The organism is Streptomyces johnsoniae (assembly GCF_031845565.1).
In the GTDB taxonomy this organism is placed as follows: domain Bacteria; phylum Actinomycetota; class Actinomycetes; order Streptomycetales; family Streptomycetaceae; genus Streptomyces; species Streptomyces johnsoniae.
In genome coordinates, this window is record NZ_JAVREV010000001.1 from 587516 (window position 1) to 607845 (window position 20330).

17 protein-coding genes and 1 pseudogene are annotated in these 20330 nt (G+C 72.7%); 15 read left to right on the forward strand and 3 right to left on the reverse strand.

All coding sequences use genetic code 11. The annotated features are described in order from the left end of the window. Positions 1-114: 114 nt before the first annotated feature. The 11 genes and pseudogenes from RM779_RS02680 (at position 115) to RM779_RS02730 (ending at position 13400) form a co-directional block, all read left to right on the forward strand. A complete protein-coding gene (locus tag RM779_RS02680; RefSeq protein WP_311615339.1) occupies positions 115-2622 on the forward strand; it encodes a beta-glucosidase family protein in 2508 nt (835 codons plus the stop codon). Positions 2623-2717: 95 nt separating this feature from the next. Next, positions 2718-3152 carry a hypothetical protein gene (locus RM779_RS02685; RefSeq protein WP_311615341.1) on the forward strand — a complete coding sequence of 145 codons (435 nt, stop codon included), beginning with the start codon at positions 2718-2720 and terminating at the stop codon, positions 3150-3152. 8 nt (positions 3153-3160) lie between these two features. Next, positions 3161-5491, forward strand: a complete 2331-nt coding sequence (locus RM779_RS02690; RefSeq protein WP_311615344.1) for a hypothetical protein — start codon at positions 3161-3163, stop codon at positions 5489-5491. Further along, on the forward strand, positions 5484-6125 hold the full coding sequence (locus RM779_RS02695) for a hypothetical protein (protein WP_311615346.1): 642 nt from the start codon (positions 5484-5486) through the stop codon (positions 6123-6125). Before RM779_RS02690 ends, RM779_RS02695 begins: the two co-directional genes overlap by 8 nt. An 82-nt stretch (positions 6126-6207) precedes the next feature. Beyond that, a complete protein-coding gene (locus tag RM779_RS02700) occupies positions 6208-6612 on the forward strand; it encodes a ChaB family protein (RefSeq protein WP_311615348.1) in 405 nt (134 codons plus the stop codon). Between the two features lie 10 nt (positions 6613-6622). After that, a pseudogene (locus RM779_RS02705) lies at positions 6623-6906 on the forward strand (DUF6766 family protein); the annotation flags it as partial. A 105-nt stretch (positions 6907-7011) separates the two neighbouring features. After that, on the forward strand, positions 7012-9420 hold the full coding sequence (locus tag RM779_RS02710) for a phosphoketolase family protein (protein ID WP_311615350.1): 2409 nt from the start codon (positions 7012-7014) through the stop codon (positions 9418-9420). Between the two features lie 59 nt (positions 9421-9479). Then, entirely contained in the window at positions 9480-9839 is a 360-nt protein-coding gene (locus tag RM779_RS02715; protein ID WP_311615352.1) for a hypothetical protein, read from the forward strand. A 69-nt stretch (positions 9840-9908) separates the two neighbouring features. Next, a complete protein-coding gene (locus RM779_RS02720) occupies positions 9909-11180 on the forward strand; it encodes a glycosyltransferase family 4 protein (protein WP_311615354.1) in 1272 nt (423 codons plus the stop codon). After that, on the forward strand, positions 11177-12040 hold the full coding sequence (locus tag RM779_RS02725; protein ID WP_311615355.1) for a hypothetical protein: 864 nt from the start codon (positions 11177-11179) through the stop codon (positions 12038-12040). The genes RM779_RS02720 and RM779_RS02725 overlap by 4 nt, the downstream gene beginning before the upstream one ends. A gap of 91 nt (positions 12041-12131) precedes the next feature. Beyond that, a complete protein-coding gene (locus RM779_RS02730) occupies positions 12132-13400 on the forward strand; it encodes a phosphoribosyltransferase family protein (protein WP_311615356.1) in 1269 nt (422 codons plus the stop codon). Positions 13401-13451: 51 nt separating this feature from the next. Here RM779_RS02730 and polX read toward each other — a convergent pair whose 3' ends face one another. Continuing rightward, a complete protein-coding gene (gene polX / locus RM779_RS02735; protein ID WP_311615358.1) occupies positions 13452-15200 on the reverse strand; it encodes a DNA polymerase/3'-5' exonuclease PolX in 1749 nt (582 codons plus the stop codon). Between the two features lie 140 nt (positions 15201-15340). On the opposite strand from polX, the gene RM779_RS02740 reads away from it, so the two are divergent. Continuing rightward, positions 15341-16495, forward strand: a complete 1155-nt coding sequence (locus RM779_RS02740; RefSeq protein WP_311615360.1) for a site-2 protease family protein — start codon at positions 15341-15343, stop codon at positions 16493-16495. An 82-nt stretch (positions 16496-16577) separates the two neighbouring features. Here the strand turns inward: RM779_RS02740 and RM779_RS02745 are convergent, their stop codons facing one another. Further along, positions 16578-16973, reverse strand: coding sequence for a nuclear transport factor 2 family protein (locus RM779_RS02745; protein WP_311615361.1), 396 nt, complete (start codon positions 16971-16973; stop codon positions 16578-16580). A gap of 113 nt (positions 16974-17086) precedes the next feature. On the opposite strand from RM779_RS02745, the gene RM779_RS02750 reads away from it, so the two are divergent. Further along, a complete protein-coding gene (locus RM779_RS02750; RefSeq protein ID WP_311615363.1) occupies positions 17087-17695 on the forward strand; it encodes a TetR/AcrR family transcriptional regulator in 609 nt (202 codons plus the stop codon). A gap of 75 nt (positions 17696-17770) precedes the next feature. Here the strand turns inward: RM779_RS02750 and RM779_RS02755 are convergent, their stop codons facing one another. Then, positions 17771-18784: a glycoside hydrolase family 5 protein gene (locus RM779_RS02755; RefSeq protein ID WP_311615365.1), complete on the reverse strand. Its 1014-nt coding sequence runs from the start codon at positions 18782-18784 to the stop codon at positions 17771-17773. 260 nt (positions 18785-19044) lie between these two features. On the opposite strand from RM779_RS02755, the gene RM779_RS02760 reads away from it, so the two are divergent. Then, the gene (locus tag RM779_RS02760; protein ID WP_311615367.1) at positions 19045-19416 is read left to right on the forward strand and encodes an SH3 domain-containing protein; all 372 of its coding nucleotides are present in this window, start codon (positions 19045-19047) and stop codon (positions 19414-19416) included. Between the two features lie 125 nt (positions 19417-19541). Beyond that, a complete protein-coding gene (locus tag RM779_RS02765) occupies positions 19542-20330 on the forward strand; it encodes an ArsR/SmtB family transcription factor (protein WP_311615369.1) in 789 nt (262 codons plus the stop codon).

Consider the following 20330-nt stretch of genomic DNA (forward strand, 5'->3'; position numbering starts at 1 on the left):
CGTTCCGGATTGGGTTCCGGATCAGGTTCCGGATCAGGTTCCGGAACCGGGGACACCTTACTGAGCACTCAGTAGGTCTGCTTTCATCTGAGCGTACCGGGCGAAAGGAATTAGATGACATCCCTCTCCACCCCTGCCGCCGCCTCCGCGGCGGCACCGGACGACGCCGAACTGGCCCGCCGGGTCAGCGGCATCGACCTGGAGTCGAAGGTGCGGCTGCTGACCGGCGCGACGCTGTGGGCCATGCCCGCGGAGCCCCGGCTCGGCCTGCACCCCGTCGTCATGTCCGACGGGCCCCAGGGCGTTCGCGGCACAGGAGACGTGCCCGGCGCCACCGGGCTGCTCGCCCCCGCGCCCAGCGCGCTCGGCGCCACCTGGGACATCCACCTGGCCGAACGGCTCGGCGCGCTGTTCGCCACCGAGGCGCGGCGCCGCGCGGCCGATGTCGTGCTCGCCCCCGCGATCAACCTTCAGCGCACCCCGGTCGCGGGCCGCCACTTCGAGTACTTCGCCGAGGACCCGCTGCTCACCGGACGGCTCGCGGCCGGCCTCGTACGCGGCCTCCAGGACGGCGGCGTGGCCGCCTGCCCCAAGCACTTCGTCGCCAACGACTCCGAGACGGAACGCACCCGCTACGTCTCCCGCGTGGACGCGCGCACCCTGCGCGAGGTCTACCTCGCCCCGTTCCGCACCGTCCTGGAGGAGGCCGGTGCGTGGAGCGTCATGGCCGCCTACTCCGGCGTGGACGACGGCACCGCGACCGCGCCGATGAGCGAGCACGCCGGGCTGCTGCGGGGCGTGCTCAAGGGCGAATGGCACTTCACCGGCCCCGTCGTCAGCGACTGGGCGGCCGCCCGCACCACCGCCGCCTCCGCCGTCGGCGGCCTCGACCTCGTGATGCCGGGCCCCGACGGGCCGTGGGGCGCGGCGCTCGTCGCCGCCGTACGGTCAGGGGACGTGCCCGAATCCGTCGTCGACGACAAGGTGCTGCGGCTGCTGCGGCTCGCCCGGCACGTCGGCCGGCTCACCGAGCCCTGGGCCGACTGCGCGCGGCCGCCCGCCCCCGCCGGGCCCACCGAGGCCGAGTTCACGCTGCTGCGGCAGGTCGCCGCCCGCTCCACCGTCCTGCTGCGCGACCGCGACCACCTGCTGCCGCTCGCCCCGGGCGGCCTGCGCCGCGTCGCGCTCATCGGCCCCAACGCGGTCGCACCCTACTTCCAGGGCGGCGGCAGCGCGTTCGTCCCCGCCGTGCGCACCATCGGCTTCGAGGAGGGCCTGCGCGCCGCGCTGCCCGCCGGGACCGAACTCACCGTGCACCGCGGCGGCGACGCCCGCCGCCACCCCCCGTTCATCGACCCGGCGCTGCTCGGCGACGGCGTCCGCGCCGACTACCTGGACGCCGCCGGCACCCGCCTCGGCGGCGATCTGCGGCCCACCGGCGACTGGGGCGACCACCACGACTTCCCCGCCGGCACCCACCGCGTCGTGCTGAGCACCGAACTCACCCTCGCCGAACCGGGCACGCACCGGCTGGAGATCGGCGCCGTGGGCCGCTACGAGATCCGGGTCGACGGCGACGTGACCGCCTCGGGCGACGACGACCGCGGCGTCGGCCTCGTCCTCGACTCCAGCCACCACCACCCGGCGGGCAACCGCGTCGAGCTGGCCGTCGGGGACACCCCGCGCCGCGTCGGCCTCGTCATCGACCTGACCGTGGTCGACGCCGAGGGCTACGGCCGCCTGGTCACCGCCCACCTGCGGCACCGGCCGCCAGGGCCAGGCCCCGAGGAGGAGATCGAGGAGGCGGTGGCCGCCGCCCTGCGGGCCGACGCCGCCGTCGTCGTCGTCGGCACCAACGAGGAAGTCGAGTCAGAGGGCTGGGACCGCACCGGCCTCGCCCTGCCGGGCCACCAGGAGGAACTGGTGCGCCGCGTCGCCGCCGCCAACCCCAGGACGGTCGTCGCCGTCAACGCGGGCGCGCCGGTTCTGCTGCCCTGGTCGGAGGCCGAAGTGCCCGCGCTGCTGTGGCTGTGGCTGCCAGGACAGGAGGCCGGACACGCCCTGGCCGACGTGCTGTTCGGCCGCGCCGAGCCCGCCGGCCGCCTGCCCTGCACCCTGCCCGCCCGCGCCGAGGACGTGCCGGTGCCGCACGCCAGGCCGGAGAACGGCGTCGTCACCTACACCGAGGGCCTGGACATCGGCTACCGCGGCTGGGAACGGACCGGCGCCACCCCGGCGTTCCCCTTCGGCCACGGCCTCGGCTGGACGACCTGGCACTACGAGTCCTTCACCGGCCCGGCGGTCCCCGGGACCGGCGACGAAGGGCTGCGGCTGACCGTCCGCGTCACCAACACCGGCCCGCGGCCCGGCCGCGAAGTCGTGCAGGTCTACCTCCGGGCGCCGCAGGAAGGACCGCCCCGGCCGCGGCTCGCACTCGCCGGGTTCGCAGGCGCGCAGGTGCCCGCGGGCGGCACCGCCGAGGTGACGGTCACCGTTCCGGCCCGCGCCTTCCAGGTGTGGAACCCGGCGACCGACGCCTGGCACACCCCACCCGGCACCTACCACCTGCACGCGGGCCGTTCGAGCCGCGACCTGCGGCTCATTACGGAAGTGACGGTATAGCCGGCAGCCGGACCGACCCCTCCCCGCCGGACCGCGCCGCTACGATGAGTTGACCGCTGGTCACGAAAGGCATGGATCAAAAGGGGAGGGGCGCCATGCCGTCATTCGACGAGGAGTGGGCCGGGCTGCGGGCCACAGCGCACGACCACACCACGCACACCCGGCTGAACAGCACCGAGGGCGGCGCCGCCGCGCCCGACCTGGAGCTGCACGAGGCGGAGTTGGCCGCGGTTCAGCGGGGCGCGAGCTTCCTGGCCGACGCCCTGGACCGTTCCGGCCACGAGGCGGAGGACAGTACGAGCCGCGCCGGCACGCTGCTGCGGACACCGGGCTTCGGGACCGGATCGGCGCTGGCCGACGTGGCCGACCGCTGGCGGACCCAGGCCGACACGCTCAGGAACGTCTGCGCGGACATCGCAAGCCACCTCCGCGACACGACGACGCTGCACGCGGCGGCCGAGCAGGACACCATCGCCTCGCTCCACCAGTCAGGCGCGGGCACGGACAATCCACGCCTCTCGGCTCTGTGAGGGGGCTCGTGCTGCGATTCGAGGACGTCTTCCACGCCCGGCTCGAGCCGTTGAACGAAGCAGTCGGTGACTGGGAGACGCAGGTCAACCGGCTGACCGAGATGATCGAGCCGAGCGGGGACCATTCCGCCCAGGGCATGGCGCGGAGCGCGCGCACGGCCAACTGGTCGGGCGAGAACGCGGCCGTGACGGTACCGCACGTCGTCCGCCAGGCCGACCAGTTCGACGCCGCGCTGCGGCAGGCCACCTCCCTGCGCGACGTCTGCGGCGACGCCTACCAGCGCCTCAAGGGCTGCCAGGACGAACTGACGCGGATCGTCGAGACGGAGGCACCCGCGGCGGGCGTCCACGTCAGCGCGTCCGGCCGGGTGAACACGGACCTGGACGGACTCGACGGGGAAACCCGGCGCGAGCGGCAGGACGCGGTCATCCGGATCTCCAACCGGATCGAGGACGTCCTGCGCCGCGCCAACGACCACGACGAGGTCATCGCCCAAGCCCTCCGCGACACCATGGGCACCGACCCCCACCGCTTCAACCCGGTCGCGTACGACTCGGTCGGCGCCGCCGCCGTCGCCTGCCGGCACGCCGAAACGGCGCGGGACCTCATGGACCGGGGCGACGAACTGACGGACGAGGAGGTCGACTACCTCTCCAACGTCCTGTCACGGCACGCCGATGACCCCGTCTTCGCCGAGCTGGTCGCCACCGGCCTCGGGCCGCAGGGTGTCGTGGACTTCTGGCGGGACGTCACGAACTCCCGCGACATCGACGACGGTTCCGATCAGTGGGACAGGTTCGCCGGCCTCCAGGAAAACCTCGGAACGGTCCTCGGCGTCGCCACACGGTCCGACTCGGACGCGATGGAGCGCTGGGAGCGCGACATGATCGCCCTCGGCGACGAGCGCGTAGGCGGCGTGGACGGCCCGTACGGCTTCCAGGCGATGAGCGCGCTGATGAACGCGGGGGCCTACGAGCCGGAGTTCCTCGTTGGCTACGGCGAAGCCCTGCTCACCTTCGAGCGGGAGGCCGGGCGGCCCGCGCCGCGACTGTGGGACTCCGATCCGTTCCTGAATCTCAACTTCATGACGGACGACGCCGGGGACGGCGACCCCGACGGCCAGCCCCCGGGCGGGAACGCGGGACGCGACCCCGTCACCGGCTTCCTCACCGCGCTGGGGAGCGCCCCGGAGGCGGCCACCGCCTTCTTCGCGCCACCCGACGACTTCGACCCCACCGCCCACGTGGACCCGTTCGACACGGAGTCCGCCGAGGCGAGCCGCGACCGGCTGAACGACCACATGGCCTATCTCGCGACCGAGCGGGAGTGGTGGAGCAGCGTCGATCACCGCGGGCCGCCCGAGTCGCTCACCGTACACCCCTCCCTCGGCGACGCCCTCCTCGCGGCGACGACCGGGCACGCCGCGGACACCCTGGACAGCGAGGGCATGCGCGACTCTCTCATCTCCGACCTGCGCACACCCGAGACGTCCGCCGTCATGGAGCAAGTGGTGCACCTGTACGGCACGCACGAGCCCGGGCTGCTCGCGGAGCAGCCGCAGATGGCGGAGCGGCTGAGCCATATGGCCAGCGCCTACATCGACGACATCAACTACGTGGTCTCGGGGACGTTCGACACCGGCATGCCCGACATCGCGGAGACCACGTTCGTCTCTCCCTACGGCGACCGGCTCGACAACACCAACCGTGCCGTCACCCAATTCCTGTACGAGCTGGGCAGGTACGAGGAGGCACACACCACACTGAGTCAGACCCAGCACATTTACACGCTCAGTGCCCTCGATCTCTTCGAGCCCGTGGACGAGAACGCCTTCGCGCACGGCGAGCAGGCCCTGCGAGCGGGCGCGACGGCACGCGGAATCCTCGACGAGGCGAGGACCCACCAGATCGAGGCGGACTTCGGAGACGATGCGGCCGGCGCGCAGCGGGCGGCCTCCGAGGCGTCGAGCTGGTGGAAAGCGGGGAGCAATTCCCTCATCGGCGTCGGCGCGGGAGCAGCCGCCGTCGCCGCGACCGGCGCCGCGGGCCCCGCCGCCGTGGTCATCCCCCTCGCCGCCCCGGCCGCGGGCGTCTTCCTCGGAGAGTTCCTCGGCCAGCAGATCGACGGCGCCCACGGCAGCCAGCCGAACCCGGCCGAACAGCTGCAGCTCACCGGGAATCTTCACCAGGACTCGGGCGCGCAACTGGGCAGTGTGGCAGAGCACTACGAAAGCGAGTCACTCAGACATTTTGCGAATGATTTCGCTGACAACGCGCACCGGGCCACGCTGGAAGGATATGACCATGGTGCCATGACAGGCGGGAGATACGGTGGCTAGCGCGTCGGGAAGAGTGAGGCCGTACTCCCGCCTCATCGGGATTTGCGCACTGCTTCTCACGGTGACGTCCTGCTCGGGGGACAGCGACGACGACCGAGCCCCGGAGGTCGGCCTGGAGCCGGCCACGCGGATCTGTGACGGCACTCTCACCGCGTCCGCCGCCGAAGACCTGGAAGCACTCACCGCGGAGGACACGTTCAAGGAGACGACGGTTCCCTCGGTACCGCCTGCCGACCTGGAGGAATTCCTCGACGTCCTGAGGGCGTCGACAGCCGGCCATGAGGATTTTTGCTTCATCTACCGGGCGGATGACGACCGGGCTACGCTGAGCCTTGCGTTCGGCTGGCGGGAATCCACTCCCACCGATTTCGAACCGGCCGGTGATGAGGCCGCGTACGCGACCGGGGATTTCGCCTACGCCGATACACGCATGGCGAGCCTCTACTTCCCTTGCGGCATCAGAAACATGCCGGAGGACTTCGTCTCTGCCCGCCTCTACACTCATTCCGGCCCGATGACCAGCCACGACGCCCGGACGTCCATCCTGAACTCCGTCTCACGTGCTGTCGCCGAAGGGCTCGGGTGTCTTGAGGGGGCCGGGCTGGTCGAGGGGCGGCCGGAGCGGGTGGGGTGATTCGGGGGCGGTTTTCCGGGGCTTCGGGCGGGTACTCGACGCAGTCCGGCCATGGAGCTTGTGCGACATGGAGGTGAGAACCATGCCCGGACGCCAGGAACTGCCCTCCACGCTGGAACGTTCGCCGCGCGACGCGCAGCGCACGTGGATCAAGGCGCACGACTCCGCCGTGCAGGAGTACGGCGAGGGCCAGCGCGCCCACCGCGTGGCCTACGGGGCGCTGAAGCACACCCACGAGAAGGTCGGCGACCACTGGGAGCGCAAGGAGAGCCGGCGCAAGGGGCCCTCCGATCCGCAGTCGGCCCGGCCGCGTCAGCGGGGCGGTCGCAGCGGTGAGGGCGTGGACGAGCAGGCCACGAAGGAACACCTGTACCAGGTCGCGAAGCGGCTCGGTGTCGACGGCCGCTCCCGGATGAGCCGCTCGGAGCTGCTGTCGGCCGTTCGTAAGGCCAACCGTGCGCAGACGCGCGAGGCGCGCAAGGGATGAGGGCCCGACGGTGCGCCGCTTCCTGCGGGACAACGGGCTGACGCTGGCGTTCGCGCTGGCGTTCCTGCTCGCGCTGGTCGGCCAGGCGGTGGCCGGGCACGCGGAGTTCAACGAGGAACGGCGGACGGACGGGGCCCGGCGGTCTCGTTCCCCGCCTACCTGACCTCCGCGGACTTCGCCGTGGATGTGACGGAGAACTGGCAGTCGGAGTACCTCCAGTTCTTCCTGTACATCTTCGCCACCGTCTGGCTGGTGCAGCGCGGTTCGCCGGAGTCCAAGCCCGTCGGCGCGGCGCACTCGACCACGCACGAGGGGGGCTGAGCGGCCGCCGTCCGGCGGGCAGCACGGAGAAACAGCGAGAACAGCGAGAACAGCGAGACAGAGAAGGGGCCGTCGCCGATGTCGCGGGACCACAACCACCAGCACCATCAGCACGACCGTTCCTTCAGCCTCGGGGACCAGGAGACCGCGGCGCTCGACGCCCAGTGGCGGGCGGCGAACTACCTGTCCGCGGGCCAGATCTACCTGCTGGACAACCCGCTGCTGACCGAGCCGCTGCGCCCGCAGCACGTGAAGCCGCGGCTCCTGGGCCACTGGGGCACCTCACCCGGCCTCAACCTGGTGCACGCGCACCTGAACCGGCTGATCGCCGCGCACGACCTGGACGCGATGTGCGTGTGGGGGCCGGGGCACGGCGGTCCTGCGGTGGTGGCGAACTCCTGGCTGGACGGCAGCTACACCGACACCTACCCGGACGTCACCCGGGACGCGGCCGGCATGGCGCGGCTGTTCCGGCAGTTCTCGTTCCCCGGCGGGATTCCCAGCCATGTCGCCCCGGAGACGCCGGGCTCGATCCACGAGGGCGGCGAGCTGGGCTACTCGCTCGCGCACGCCTACGGCGCCGCGTTCGACAACCCGGACCTGCTGGTGGCCTGCGTCATCGGCGACGGCGAGGCGGAGACCGGCCCGCTGGCCGGGTCCTGGCACGCGAACAAGTTCGCCGACCCCGTGCACGACGGGGCGGTTCTGCCGATTCTGCACCTCAACGGCTACAAGATCGCCAACCCGGCGGTGCTGGCCCGGCTGCCCGAGTCGGAGCTCGACGACCTGCTGCGCGGCTACGGCCACCACCCGCTGCACGTGTCGGGCGAGAAACCCGCGGAGGTGCACAGGGAGCTGGCCTGGGCGATGGAGACGGCGCTGGCGCGCATCGGCGCGATCCAGCAGGCGGCCAGGCGCGAGGGCGCGACGCACCGGCCGCGGTGGCCGGTGATCGTGCTGCGCACCCCGAAGGGGTGGACGGGGCCGGCGGAGGTGGACGGGCTGCCGGTGGCGGGCACCTGGCGTTCGCACCAGATTCCGTTGAGCGCCGCCCGCACCAACCCCGATCACCTGCACCAGTTGGAGCGGTGGCTGCGTTCGTACCGGCCCGAGGAGCTGTTCGACGCGGGCGGCCGCCCTACCGCCCGCGTGCTGGCCCACATGCCGTCGGGGCCGCGGCGGCTCGGCGCCAACCCGCACGCCAACGGCGGGCTGCTGCTGCGTGAGCTGCCGGTGCCGCCGCTCGCGGACAGCGCGGTGCAGGTCGACGCGCCGGGCGCGACGCAGCACGAACCGACGCAGGTGCTGGGCGAGTTGCTGCGGAAGCTGATGGCCGCGACGGCCGACCGCCGTGATTTCCGGCTGGTGGGCCCCGACGAGACGGCGTCCAACCGGCTCCAGGCCGTGTACGAGGCGACCGACAAGGCGTGGGACGCGGAGACGCTGCCCGTCGACGAGCATCTCGGGCGCGGCGGCCGGGTGATGGAGGTGCTGTCGGAACATCTGTGCCAGGGCTGGCTGGAGGGGTACCTCCTCACCGGCAGGCACGGGCTGTTCTCCAGCTACGAGGCGTTCGTGCACATCGTCGACTCGATGGCCAACCAGCACATCAAATGGCTGCGCACCTCGCGCCGGCTGCCGTGGCGGCGGCCGGTCGCGTCGCTGACGTACCTGCTGACGTCGCACGTGTGGCGGCAGGACCACAACGGCTTCTCGCACCAGGACCCGGGCTTCGTCGACCACGTGCTGAACAAGAGCCCCGAGGTGGTGCGCGTCTACCTGCCGCCGGACGCGAACACGCTGCTCGCGGTCGCGGACCACACGCTGCGCAGCCGGGACTACGTGAACGTGATCGTCGCGGGCAAGCAGCCGTGCTTCGACTGGCTGGGCCTCGCCGACGCGCAGGCGCACTGCGCCCGCGGCGCCGGGATCTGGGAGTGGGCGGGCACGGAGGCCGACAACCGGGAGCCGGACGTGGTCCTGGCCTGCGCGGGCGACGTGCCGACCCAGGAGGTGCTCGCGGCGGCCGACCTGATGCGGCGGCACCTGCCGGAGCTGGCCGTCCGCATCGTCAACGTCGTGGACATCGCCCGGCTGATGCCCACCGAGGAACACCCGCACGGCCTGTCGGACCGCGACTACGACGCCCTGTTCACCCGCGACCGGCCGGTGATTTTCGCCTATCACGGGTACCCGTGGCTGATTCACCGCCTGACCTACCGCCGGGCCAACCACGCGGACCTGCACGTGCGCGGCTACGTGGAGGAAGGCACCACCACCACGCCCTTCGACATGGTGGTGCGCAACAACCTGGATCGCTACCGGCTCGTCATGGACGTCATCGACCGCGTCCCCGGCCTCGCCGTCCGTGCCGCGCACGTGCGTCAGCACATGTCCGACACCCGCTACCGGCACGACGGGTGGATTCGCGAGCACGGGACCGACCTGCCGGAGGTGGCGGACTGGAGCTGGGGCGCACGCAACTGACCCTTCCGCCGGGGCCGGAAGGGGTCCGCGAGGGGCACGCAGAGAAAGGACCGTCTCTCATGCTCGTCTTGGGCCTGCTGGCAGGCTCGCTCGGCTATCTGCTCATCACGCTGCTGACGGCACGCGCCGCCTATGGGGCGCAGCGGGCGCGGCTGATCCGGCAGGAGGAACTGTGGCACGTGGGTGACCCGGTGGACAGCTTCGAGCACCACGACAGTTCCTCCGCCGCGGTGACCGCGCTGCTCTTCGGACTTGCCTGGCCGGTGACCGTTCCGGGATACTTCCTGCTCCGCTGCGCTACCTTCGTGATCACGGCGCGCCCCCCGGCCACCGTCGAGGACAGGGAGCGGCATTCCGCGGACCTCAAGCAGCAGATCCGCACCCTGGAAGAGGCGCTGGAGCGGCCGCTCGAAGAGTGAACAACCCGAGTGAACAATCCCACCCGCCGCCGGGCAACCGCGCGCTTGTCACATGAGGTCTATGTCCGCATGAAGATTTCCTTCCTCCTCCACAACGGGTACGGGATCGGGGGGACGATCAAAACCACCTTCAATCTCGCGCAGGCCCTGGCCGAGCGGCACGAGGTGGAGATCGTCTCCGTGCACCGGCACCGGGAGGAACCGAATTTCCTCCTGGGCGCGCAGGTGCGACTGCGGCATCTGGTGGACCTGCGGACCGAAAAGGACCACCCGGCGCACCAGCGCCCCGCCCGGGTCTTCCCCGCCTCCGAGTACCGCTACGGCCAGTACAGCGAGCTGACGGACGAACGGATCGCGGAGTGCCTCGCCGGACTCGACTCCGACGTCGTCGTCGGCACGCGCCCCGGACTGAACGTGCACCTCGCGCGCCAGGGGCCAAGCCACGCCGTGCTCGTCGGCCAGGAACACCTGACGCTGGACAACCACCCGCCCGCGCTGCGCGGCGAACTGCGCCGCGTGTACCCGCGCCTGGACGCGCTGACCACCGTCACCCACGCCGACGCCGAGGCGTACCGGCGCAAGATGCGGCTGCCGGGCGTGCGGATCGCCGCCCTGCCCAACAGCGTTCCCGAGCCCGCGCTTCCGCCGGCCGACGGCAGCGGGCGGATCGTGGTGGCCGCCGGTCGTCTCGTCCGGTCCAAGCGCCACGACCTGCTGATCCGCGCCTTCGCGGGCGTCGCCGCGGAACGGCCCGACTGGCGGCTGCGCATCTACGGCAAGGGCGAGGAACAGGACCGGCTGCGCCGCCTGATCGACGATCTCGGCCTGTACAACAACGTGTTCCTGATGGGCGCCGCCTCCCCCATCGAGGCGGAGTGGGTCAAGGGCTCCATCGCCGCGGTCACCTCCAGCTTCGAGCCGTTCGGCATGACGATCGTGGAGGCGATGCGCTGCGGCCTGCCCGTGGTGTCCACCAACTGCCCGTACGGGCCCGCGGAGATCATCGACGACGGCGTGGACGGCCGGCTGGTGCCGGTCGGCGACCGGGACGCCCTGACCGCGGCGCTGCTCGACCTGATCCGCGACGACGAGCTGCGGCTGCGCATGAGCCGCGCCGCGCTCGCAGCCGCGCGCCGCTACGATCCGGTGCCCGTCGTCGAGCAGGCGGAGGCGCTGTTCGCCGGCCTGGCCGAGGCCAAGCGCACCCGGCGCGGCCGGTCCGGCGCGGCGGCGGGGCGGCGGCTGGCCGCCGCGGTCGTCAGCAGCGGGCACGCCGTGAAGGACGCCACGCTGGCGCTGGGCGTCACCACGCTGCGGAGCATGAGGAAGGGCAAGCGATGAGCACCGGCACCATCCCCAAGGACAAGCTGCCGCGCGCGGACTGCACGATGGATGCCGACGGCCGTCTCACGGTCGAGCTCGGCGGGCTGCGGGAGGCTCGCGAGCCCGTGCTGTGCCTGGCCCTGCGCCCCAAGAAGGGCGAGGAGGAGACCACCGCGCGCACCGTTCCGCTGGAGCCGGCGGAGACCGCTCCGGGCACGCCGGGCACGCCGGGGCGCTGGCGCGCCGAGCTGCCCGCGGAGCCGCCGCTCGAAGAGGGCCGCTGGGACGTGTTCGTGCTGAACGGGCCCGACGCGGCGCGCCAGCGCGTCGTGCCGGGGCTGCGGGACCTGCGCGCCCTGGCGCCCGGGGAGCGCACGCCCGCGGCCGACCCGCTGGCCGTGCGCCTGCCCTACGCCACCAAGGACGGCTACTTCGCCATCCGCGCCTGGCTGCGCCCCGCGCACGCCGAGGCGGGCGACCTGAAGGTGGCCGCCCGCGGCCTGACCGTGCGCGGCCGGCTGCTCGGCGCGCGCCCCGGCCTCGGCGGCACCGCGGTGTTCCGGCTGCGCGGCTCGGGCGGCACCACCGTCAAGGCGCCGCTGCACGACGAGGGCGACGGCGCGTTCTCGTTCACCGCCGAGTACGCCGAGCTGCCGCCCGGGCAGGACCCGGCGACACCCGCGGTGTGGGACGTCTTCGTGAAGCCCTCGGTGAAGTCCCGACGCGTCCGCGTCGCCCGGCTGCTGGACGACGTGGCCGACCGGAAGCCGGTGTTCGTCTACCCCGCCACCACGGTGGAGGGCGCCACCTACCGGCCGTACTACACGGTCGACAACGACCTGGCGCTCGAAGTCGCCGCGCCGCCGTCCGCGGGATGAGGGCCGCCGCCCGCGCGCGGCGGCGGGCGGAACGCGGTTCGATGGAAGAGGGGCGGAGGCCGGAAGGGGGGCGCACGAGACGGAGGTGCCCATGATCTACGCCGACCGTGCCGACGCGGGGCGGCGCCTCGCGCACGAGCTGCGGGACCTGCGCGGCCGGGACGCGGTGGTGCTCGGCCTGCCCAGGGGCGGCGTTCCGGTGGCCGCCGAGGTGGCCTCGGCGCTGCGCGCCCCGCTGGACGTGGAGGTCGTCAGGAAGCTGGGCGCGCCGTTCCAGCCCGAGGTGGCGATGGGCGCCATCGCGGAGGACGAGGGCGCCCGCGTGCTCAACGAACGGGTGCTGCGCGCGACGCGGACCGGCGAGCACGACCTGGCCGCCGTGGAGGCCACGGAGCGCACGGAGCTGACGCGCCGGGCCAGGGAGTACCGCGGCGGCCGGCCGCCGCTGTCGGTGGCGGGCCGTACGGTGGTGATCGTGGACGACGGCATCGCCACCGGCGCCACGGCGCGCGCCGCGTGCCGTTCGGCGCGGCGGCGGCACGCCGAGCGGGTGATTCTGGCGGTGCCGGTGGCACCGGGCGAGGGGATCGAGGAGGTGGTCGCGGAGGCGGACGCGTTCGTATGCCCGGAGCGGCCCGCGGAGTTCATGGCGGTCGGCCAGTTCTACCGCGACTTCGGGCAGACCACGGACGAGGAGGTCGTGGCCTGTCTGCGCCGGGGGAACAGCAGGGAGGTGACGGTCGAGGCCGGTCAGGTGCGGCTCGGCGGGGAGCTGACGCTGCCGGCGGACGCGGTGGGCGTGGTGGTGTTCGCGCACGGCAGCGGCAGCAGCAGGCACAGCCCGCGGAACCGGTTCGTGGCCGACGCGCTGAACGGGGCGGGCCTCGGCACCCTGCTGTTCGACCTGCTGACGGACGAGGAGGAGGCCGACCGGGCCAATGTGTTCGACGTGGGGCTGCTGGCCGGGCGGCTCGCCGCGGCCACGGAGTGGCTCGGCACCCGACTGGACGCTCCGTTGCCCGTGGGCTGGTTCGGCGCGAGCACCGGCTCGGCCGCCGCGCTGTGGGCGGCGGCCGAGCCGGGCTCGGGGATCGCCGCGGTGGTGTCGCGCGGCGGACGGCCGGACCTGGCGGGCGAGCGGCTGGCCGCGGTGCGGGCTCCCACGCTGCTGATCGTCGGCGGGAACGACCCGCGGGTCATCGAGCTGAACCACGGCGCCCTGCGGTCCTTCGGCACGGCGGAGCACGACCTGGCCGTGGTCCCGGGCGCCACCCACCTGTTCGAGGAGCCGGGCGCCCTGTCGGAAGTGGCGGAGCTGGCCCGCGACTGGTTCCTCAGACACCTGACGCGCGACACCTGACGCTCCGGGCCCCGGCCGGGGCGGGCCGATGCCGGTCAGCCGGTCAGCCGGTCAAGGGCGCGTGCCGGGCGGGGTGGTGCGGCCGGGGGCGTGCAGGAAACGGGCCAGCCGTTCCGGCGGCCAGGTGTTGATCACGTCGTCCACGGTCAGCCACCCGCGCTGCGCCGTGCCGACCCCGTACCGCATGTTGCCCAGCTCGCCGGTGGAGTGGGCGTCGCTGTCCACGGCGAACTTCACCCCGTGGCGCCTGGCCCGCAGGATGTCCTCGTCCCGCAGGTCTAGCCGGTTGGGATGCCCGTTGACCTCGACCGCGGTACCGGTGCGCGCGCACGCGGCGAACACCGCGTCCAGGTCCGCGTCGATGCCCGCCCTGGAGCCGATCTTGCGCGTCGTCAGGTGCCCGATGACGTTCACGTACGGGTTCTCGCAGGCCGCGATGAGGCGGCGGGTCTGCGCGTCCCGGTCGAGCCGGAAGTGGGAGTGGACGGAGGCCACGCACAGGTCGAATCCGGCGAGGAAGGTGCCGGGCCAGTCCACGCCGCCGTCCGGGCCGATGTTCAGCTCCGTGCCGTGCAGCAGCCGCAGCCCCGGATGCCGCCCGGCCAGCTCGCGCACCTCCGCGCGCTGCGCGAGGATCTTCTCCTTCGTCATCCGCTGCATCCGCAGGTCGGGCGCATGGTCGGTCACCGCGTAGTACGCGTAGCCTCGGGCCGCGGCGGCGCCGACCATGTCGGGCAGGGACGCGAGGCCGTCCGTCAGGTCGGTGTGCGTGTGCAGGTCGCCGCGGATGGCGTCGAGGGCCACCGGCTCCGGCAGTTCGCCGCGCCGCGCGGCGGCGACCTCGCCGCGGTCCTCGCGCAGCGCGGGCGGAATCCACGGCAGCCCGAGCCCGGCGTACACCTCCTCCTCGGTCCCGGCCGCCCGCCGGTCGCCCGTTTCCGCGTCGAAGAGGCCGTACTCGGACAGCTTCAGCTTCGCCTGCACCGCGATCTCGCGGATGCGGACGTTGTGCTGCCGGGAGCCGGTGAAGTAGACCAGCCCGGCGCCCCACGCCTCGGGCGGCAGCACCCGCAGGTCGAGTCGGACGCCCGCGGCGGTGCGGACGGACGTCTTCCTCCGGCCGCGCACGACGACTTCGGCGGCCAGCGGCAGCGCGGTGAACGCGGCCATCAGCGGCTCCGGGTCCCGCGCCGCGGCCAGAATGTCGATGTCGCCGATCGTCTCGCGCATGCGCCGCAGCGACCCGGCGGCGGTGCAGCGTTCGCAGCCGGGGGCGGCGGCCACGCCCGCGACGGCCTCCTCGGCCAGGGCGGTGGCCGCGTCCAGGAGGACGCGCCCGCCAGAGCCGCGGGCCACCTCGATGCCGCGCAGGATGTTCTCCTGCGTCTTCGGCCCGAAGCCCGCCAGGCCCTTCAGCCGGTTCTCGCGGATGGCGTCGGCCAGTTCGCCGACAGACGCGATACCGCGTTCCCGGTAGAGGGTCATCGCCTTCTTCGGCCCCAGAGAGGGAACGGACATCAGCTGCCGCACCCCGGGCGGCACGGCGGCGCGGGTCTCGTCGAGCGCGGCGAGGCGGCCGGTGCGCAGATACTCGTCGATCTTGTCCGCGATGGACTTGCCCACGCCCGGAATCTCGCGCAGATCCTTCGCACCCAGACGGGAAACGTCCGCGGCGTGACCGCGGACCGCGCGCGCCGCCCGTTCGTAGGCGCGCTGCTTGAACGCGTCGCCGCCGGTGATCGCGATGAGGTCGGCGTACTCGAGCAGCAGCGCCTCGACCTCTTCGTTCCGCCGGGCCATGTCTCCACTGTAGGAAGCGGGCGGTACTCCGGCGAGCCGGCGCCCGCGGCATGAGGCCCGCGGCATGAGGCCCGCGCCCCCGGGTACCCGGGGGCGTCCGGAAGACGGAAGCGGGGGCCGAGCTGAACGGGGTGAGCGCCGTGCGGGCGACCTTCACGCTGGGGCGGATCGCGGGGGTCAGGGTCGGGGTCAACTGGAGCGTGGCCCTCGTCTTCGCGCTGATCGCGTCCGGCCTGGCCGCCGGGCGGCTGCCCGAGGCGTACCCGGACCGGGCCTGGCCGCTTTACCTCCTGGTGGGCCTGGGCGCGGCCCTCGTGTTCTTCGCGTCCCTGCTGGCCCACGAGCTGGCCCACGCGGTGGTGGCGCGGCGGCACGGGGTGGGCGTGGACGACATCGTGCTGTGGCTGCTCGGCGGCGCGACCCGCATGCGTACGGAGGCGCCAGACCCGCGGGCCGAGCTGCGGATCGCGGGGTCAGGGCCGCTGGTGAGCCTGCTGCTCGGGGTGGCGTTCGCGCTGCTGACGTGGCTGCTGGACACCACCGGGGCCGCCGGTCTGCTGGTGGAGTCGACGGCCTGGCTGGCGGCGATCAACCTGCTGCTCGCCGCGTTCAACGTGATCCCCGCCGCGCCGCTCGACGGCGGCCGGCTGCTGCGCGCGTTCCTGTGGCGGCGCACCGGGGACCGGCTGCGCGCCACCGAGGGCGCCGCGACGGCGGGGCGGGTCTTCGGCTGGGTGCTGGTCGGGCTCGGGCTGTGGCAGTTCCTGTGGACGACGTGGTTCGGCGGCCTGTGGCTGGCGCTGATCGGCTGGTTCCTGGTGATGGCGGCGAGCCAGGAGGGGCGGCAGGCCCGGGTGCGGGAGCTGTTGGCCGGCGTCGCGGTGCGGGACACCATGACGCCGGACCCGGTGTCGGTGCCGGAACGGCTGACCGTGGACCAGCTGCTGTCCGACCCGTCGCTGACGCCGCGGCACACCGCGTTCCCCGTGACGGGCGACGACGGGACGCGCCCCATGGGCCTGGTGACGCTGGACGGCGCGGGCGGCGTTCCCGCGGAGCGGCGCGCGCGGACGACGGTCGCCGAGATCATGCGCCCCCTGCCGGAGACGCGCGTCGCGGGCCCGGACGAGGCGCTGGCGGACCTGCTGCCGCGCCTCGAACCGGGCGCGGAACACCGCGTCCTCGTGGTGGACCGCGGCGGCCGGCTGGTCGGCATCGTCTCGCCGTCCGACGTCAACCGCACCATCCGCCGCATGGCCACCCGCCCCCGCCCCGGCCAACCGGCCAGGACCTGAACGGCACAGCTCCGCACGACAGCCCGCACCCGCACCCGCACCACGCGATCGCGCGATCGCGCGATCGCGCGAGAACGCCGGCTCAGTGCGTGAGCGCCGCGGCGGCCGAGTTGTCCAGGTAGTCACGGACGTGGACGATGCGGCCCTCGCGCACGCGGATGACGAGCAGCCCGGGCACCTCGCCGGGCTCCGCCCCCTCGGGCCCGGCCAGGACGACCTGCTCGGCGATGATCACCTGCGGGTCGGTCGTCTCGTGCACGGCGACCTCGCGGATGGACGTGGCCCGTACGGGCATCGCGTCCCACATCGTCCGGTACCCGGCGCGCACGGCCTCGCGCCCCTCCAACCGCTTCGGCACCCCGGGGAACCGGAAGGGGAACTCGTGCACGCCGTCGTCCGCGTACAGCTCCGCCAGGTCGTCGGGCGATTTGTCGAGCATGGCCTGCCGGTAGCGGCCGAGCACCTCACGTGGCTCCATGGTCCCTCCCCATTCGCGCACAGCGCGCAACTCCGCTCAACACTCGTTGAACGAATTACTCAACGAGTGTAGAGCATCTTCCCGTTCGGTCAACAGCTGTAGAGTCCGTCCCCATGAGCGAAACCCCGCGCGTCCCCCGGGCAGAACGCCGCCGCAGGACCGAGGAACGCATCCTCGCCGCGGCCAGGGAGCTGTTCGCGCAGCACGGTTTCGAACGCACCACCATCCGCGCGGTCGCCTCGGCGGCCGCCGTCGACCCCGCCCTGGTGATGCAGTACTACGGCTCCAAGTCCAAGCTGTTCGCCCGCGCCGCCTGGCACCAACGGCCGGAAACCGAAACCGGAACCGACCCGCACTCCGGCGAGCCGGCGCCGTGCCCGGCGGCCCCGGAGACCCCGGACGAGGTCGTCGACGCCCTCCTCGCCCTGCTCGGCACCAAGCTGAACGCCATCCCCGGCACCTCCCTCGCCATGCTGCGCTCCATGCTCACCCACCCCGAGGCCGGCGAGGTCGCCCGCGAGGCCATCACCCACCAGATCAACGAGATCCGCGACACCCTCGACCTCCCCGACCCCGGCGCCCGCGCCGCCCTGCTGATCTCCACGATCGTCGGCGTCACCATCGGGCACCAACTGCTGGGCCTCGACGCGCTGCGCGACACACCGCCCGAGCAACTCGCCGAACTGCTGCGGCCCGCCCTGCAAGCACTGCTCACTGCCTGACCCGGCCGCCGCCGGCACGCGAAGCGGGCCGCCCGGGGCGGCGAGTCCCCGGACGGCCCGCGGCCGGCGCAGCGGTCAGGAACCGCTGTAGATCGTGGCCTCCTCGGAGGTCTCGGCGATGCCGTCGGGCCCGTTGAAGAAGCGCTCGCCCCAGGACGTGAGGGAGCCCGGGTCGAAGCCGTTCACCAGGTCCAGGTATGCGACCTCGCTGCTGTTGCCGCTCCAGGACCAGCCGATGTAGCCGAGCCCCAGCTCCGTGGTGACGCCCATGATGGCGTCCTCGTCCGGGTCGCCGTCCGAGTGGTTGTGCCCGAACTCGCCGACCAGGATGGGCAGTCCGGCGTTCACGAACGAGGTGAGGTAGTCGCGCACCACCGACTCGGAGGTGTACACGCCGTACATGTGGATCGAGAAGATCAGGTTGCCCGTCGGGTCCGAGTCGTAGACCGCCTGGGCGTTGTCCCGCATGGTGTGGGTCCAGTCCTGGCCCCAGTTGGGCGCGTCCACCATGATCGTGTGTTCGTAGCCCGCGTCGCGCAGCTTGCCGACCGCGGCCTGGGTGTCAGCCGTCCACTGCTGGTACGTGGTGTTGCCGAAGGGCTCATTGCCGATGTTGACGATGATGTGGTCCTCCTCGCCCTCCAGCGCGGACTGGACGCGCAGCCAGTAGTCTGCCGCCACGTCGAGGGACACCGCCGCGGCCGACTCGCCGTAGCCGGTGGTGTCGTGGACCTCCAGCACGCAGATGAGGCGGTTCGCCTTGCACTCGGCGACGATGCTCTCCACCTCGGCCACGCCGGTCTCCGGCCACTGGTCGCCGCTGCTCAGGACGACCCGGACGGTGTTGGCGCCCTGCGCCTTGATGTCGGCGAACGACTGCGTCTCGCCGGTGTACCAGGCGTGGGGGTGGTTGACGCCCCGGATGACGAAGTCGTTGCCGTTGCTCTCCTGCAGACGTCCGTCGCTGATGCGCAGCCCGACCGCGGTGGTTCCGGGCGGCCCGGCGAACGCCGCGGGCACCGCCAGCAGCGAAGCGAGCAGCACGGCGACCGCGGCGGCCAGCAGGGCGCCGATGCGGGTCTTGGTCAAGGTCTTCTCCTCAAGGAGTCGCGTCCCGTAGGACTCCGAGCGGGTGGGGGGTTGAGACCTGGCCACGGAGCGAGCCGACTGGGAGCGCTCCCATGGACCCGTCCATCACGCCACCCGCCCCACCGCGCTGTCAAGACACGGGACATACCCCACGCCACCACCGCCGCCCCGCTTCGCGCGTAGCTACCCCTTTGGGATGATTTGCACCCCCATTCGGCCGCACCTAACCTGAAATCGACTGCGGAGAGTAAGGAGGCGCCATGTCGTGGTCCCCGCCCGGCAGGCCGTCCGTGCCGCTGTTCGCCGCCGCGGCGCTCGCCGCCGCCCTGGCCGGCGGCCCCTGGGCCGCGGATGCCCCGGGCGACGCGGGCCACGCAGGCCACGCGGGCCACGCGGATCACGCGGGCGACGGCGGCGCCCGCGGCACCGCCCGCGAGGACACCGCCCTGCGGCAGGCCCCGGCGCGCGACTCCACGGTGCTGGCGACCGTCGACCGCGGCCGGCGGGTCACCGTACTGTGCGCGGCCGAGGGCGCCCGCCACTCGGCCTGGTACCTGGTTCACACGGACCACTACGCGTGGGCCCCGGCCCACCGCATCACCGTCAAAGGCCCGCCGCCCGACCGGTGCTGAGCCGCGGCGCGGCGCGCACGCCGGGACGACACCGGCGCGGGCCGGATTCTCACCTTTGACATGCAGCCGTTCAGCTGCCTATCGTCACATGCAACCAGACGGTTGCCTGTGTGGAGGGGTCGGCGATGGATGAGGTGTTCAAGGCGCTGGCGGATGCCAGCCGCCGCCGGCTGCTCGACAGTCTCAACGAGCGCAACGGGCAGAGCCTGCGCGAGCTGTGTGCCGGTCTCGACATGACCCGGCAGTCGGTCAGCAAGCATCTGGCGCTGCTTGAGGCGGCCAACCTGGTGACGACCCGGTGGCGCGGCAGGGAGAAGCTGCACCACCTCAACGCCGAGCCGATCAACGCCATCGCCGAACGCTGGATCAGCCGTTACGACCATGAGCGGGTGCACGCACTCGCCGACCTGAAGAAAGCACTGGAGCAGACGCCCATGGACACCAACGCCTTCGTCTACACCACCTACATCAGGACCACCCCCGAGCAGCTCTGGCAGGGCCTGACCAACCCGGAGTTCACCCGCCGCTACTGGGGGCTGTCCTTCGACACGGACTGGCGGCCCGGGTCGCCCATGGTGTGGGAGGGGCAGGGCCCGGCGGGCGCCGACCCCGCGCAGGTCGTGCTGGAGTCCGACCCCTACCGCCGGCTGTCGTACACCTGGCACACCTTCACACCCGAGTGGGCGGAGGCCGTCGGGGTCGGTGACGACGTGCTGGCCAAGATCGCGGACGAGAGCAGGTCAAAGGTGACGTTCGAGATCGAACGGCTCGGCGAGATGGTGAAGTTGACGGTCGTCCACGACGGCTTCGAGCCCGGAAGCACCGTGCTGGAGATGATCGGCGGCGGCTGGCCGCATCTGTTGTCCAGCCTCAAGACGCTGCTCGAAACCGGTCATGCCCTGCCGGATGACTAA

What these genes read in the sequence shown, in the direction of transcription:
- RM779_RS02700 (WP_311615348.1), top strand. Translation starts at nt 6,208, where the DNA reads ATGCCCGGACGCCAGGAACTGCCCTCCACGCTGGAACGTTCGCCGCGC.
- RM779_RS02715 (WP_311615352.1), top strand. Translation starts at nt 9,480, where the DNA reads ATGCTCGTCTTGGGCCTGCTGGCAGGCTCGCTCGGCTATCTGCTCATC.
- RM779_RS02685 (WP_311615341.1), top strand. Translation starts at nt 2,718, where the DNA reads ATGCCGTCATTCGACGAGGAGTGGGCCGGGCTGCGGGCCACAGCGCAC.
- RM779_RS02720 (WP_311615354.1), top strand. Translation starts at nt 9,909, where the DNA reads ATGAAGATTTCCTTCCTCCTCCACAACGGGTACGGGATCGGGGGGACG.
- RM779_RS02680 (WP_311615339.1), top strand. Translation starts at nt 115, where the DNA reads ATGACATCCCTCTCCACCCCTGCCGCCGCCTCCGCGGCGGCACCGGAC.
- RM779_RS02710 (WP_311615350.1), top strand. Translation starts at nt 7,012, where the DNA reads ATGTCGCGGGACCACAACCACCAGCACCATCAGCACGACCGTTCCTTC.
- polX (WP_311615358.1), bottom strand. Translation starts at nt 15,200, where the DNA reads ATGGCCCGGCGGAACGAAGAGGTCGAGGCGCTGCTGCTCGAGTACGCC.
- RM779_RS02760 (WP_311615367.1), top strand. Translation starts at nt 19,045, where the DNA reads ATGTCGTGGTCCCCGCCCGGCAGGCCGTCCGTGCCGCTGTTCGCCGCC.
- RM779_RS02745 (WP_311615361.1), bottom strand. Translation starts at nt 16,973, where the DNA reads ATGGAGCCACGTGAGGTGCTCGGCCGCTACCGGCAGGCCATGCTCGAC.
- RM779_RS02765 (WP_311615369.1), top strand. Translation starts at nt 19,542, where the DNA reads ATGGATGAGGTGTTCAAGGCGCTGGCGGATGCCAGCCGCCGCCGGCTG.
- RM779_RS02730 (WP_311615356.1), top strand. Translation starts at nt 12,132, where the DNA reads ATGATCTACGCCGACCGTGCCGACGCGGGGCGGCGCCTCGCGCACGAG.
- RM779_RS02750 (WP_311615363.1), top strand. Translation starts at nt 17,087, where the DNA reads ATGAGCGAAACCCCGCGCGTCCCCCGGGCAGAACGCCGCCGCAGGACC.
- RM779_RS02725 (WP_311615355.1), top strand. Translation starts at nt 11,177, where the DNA reads ATGAGCACCGGCACCATCCCCAAGGACAAGCTGCCGCGCGCGGACTGC.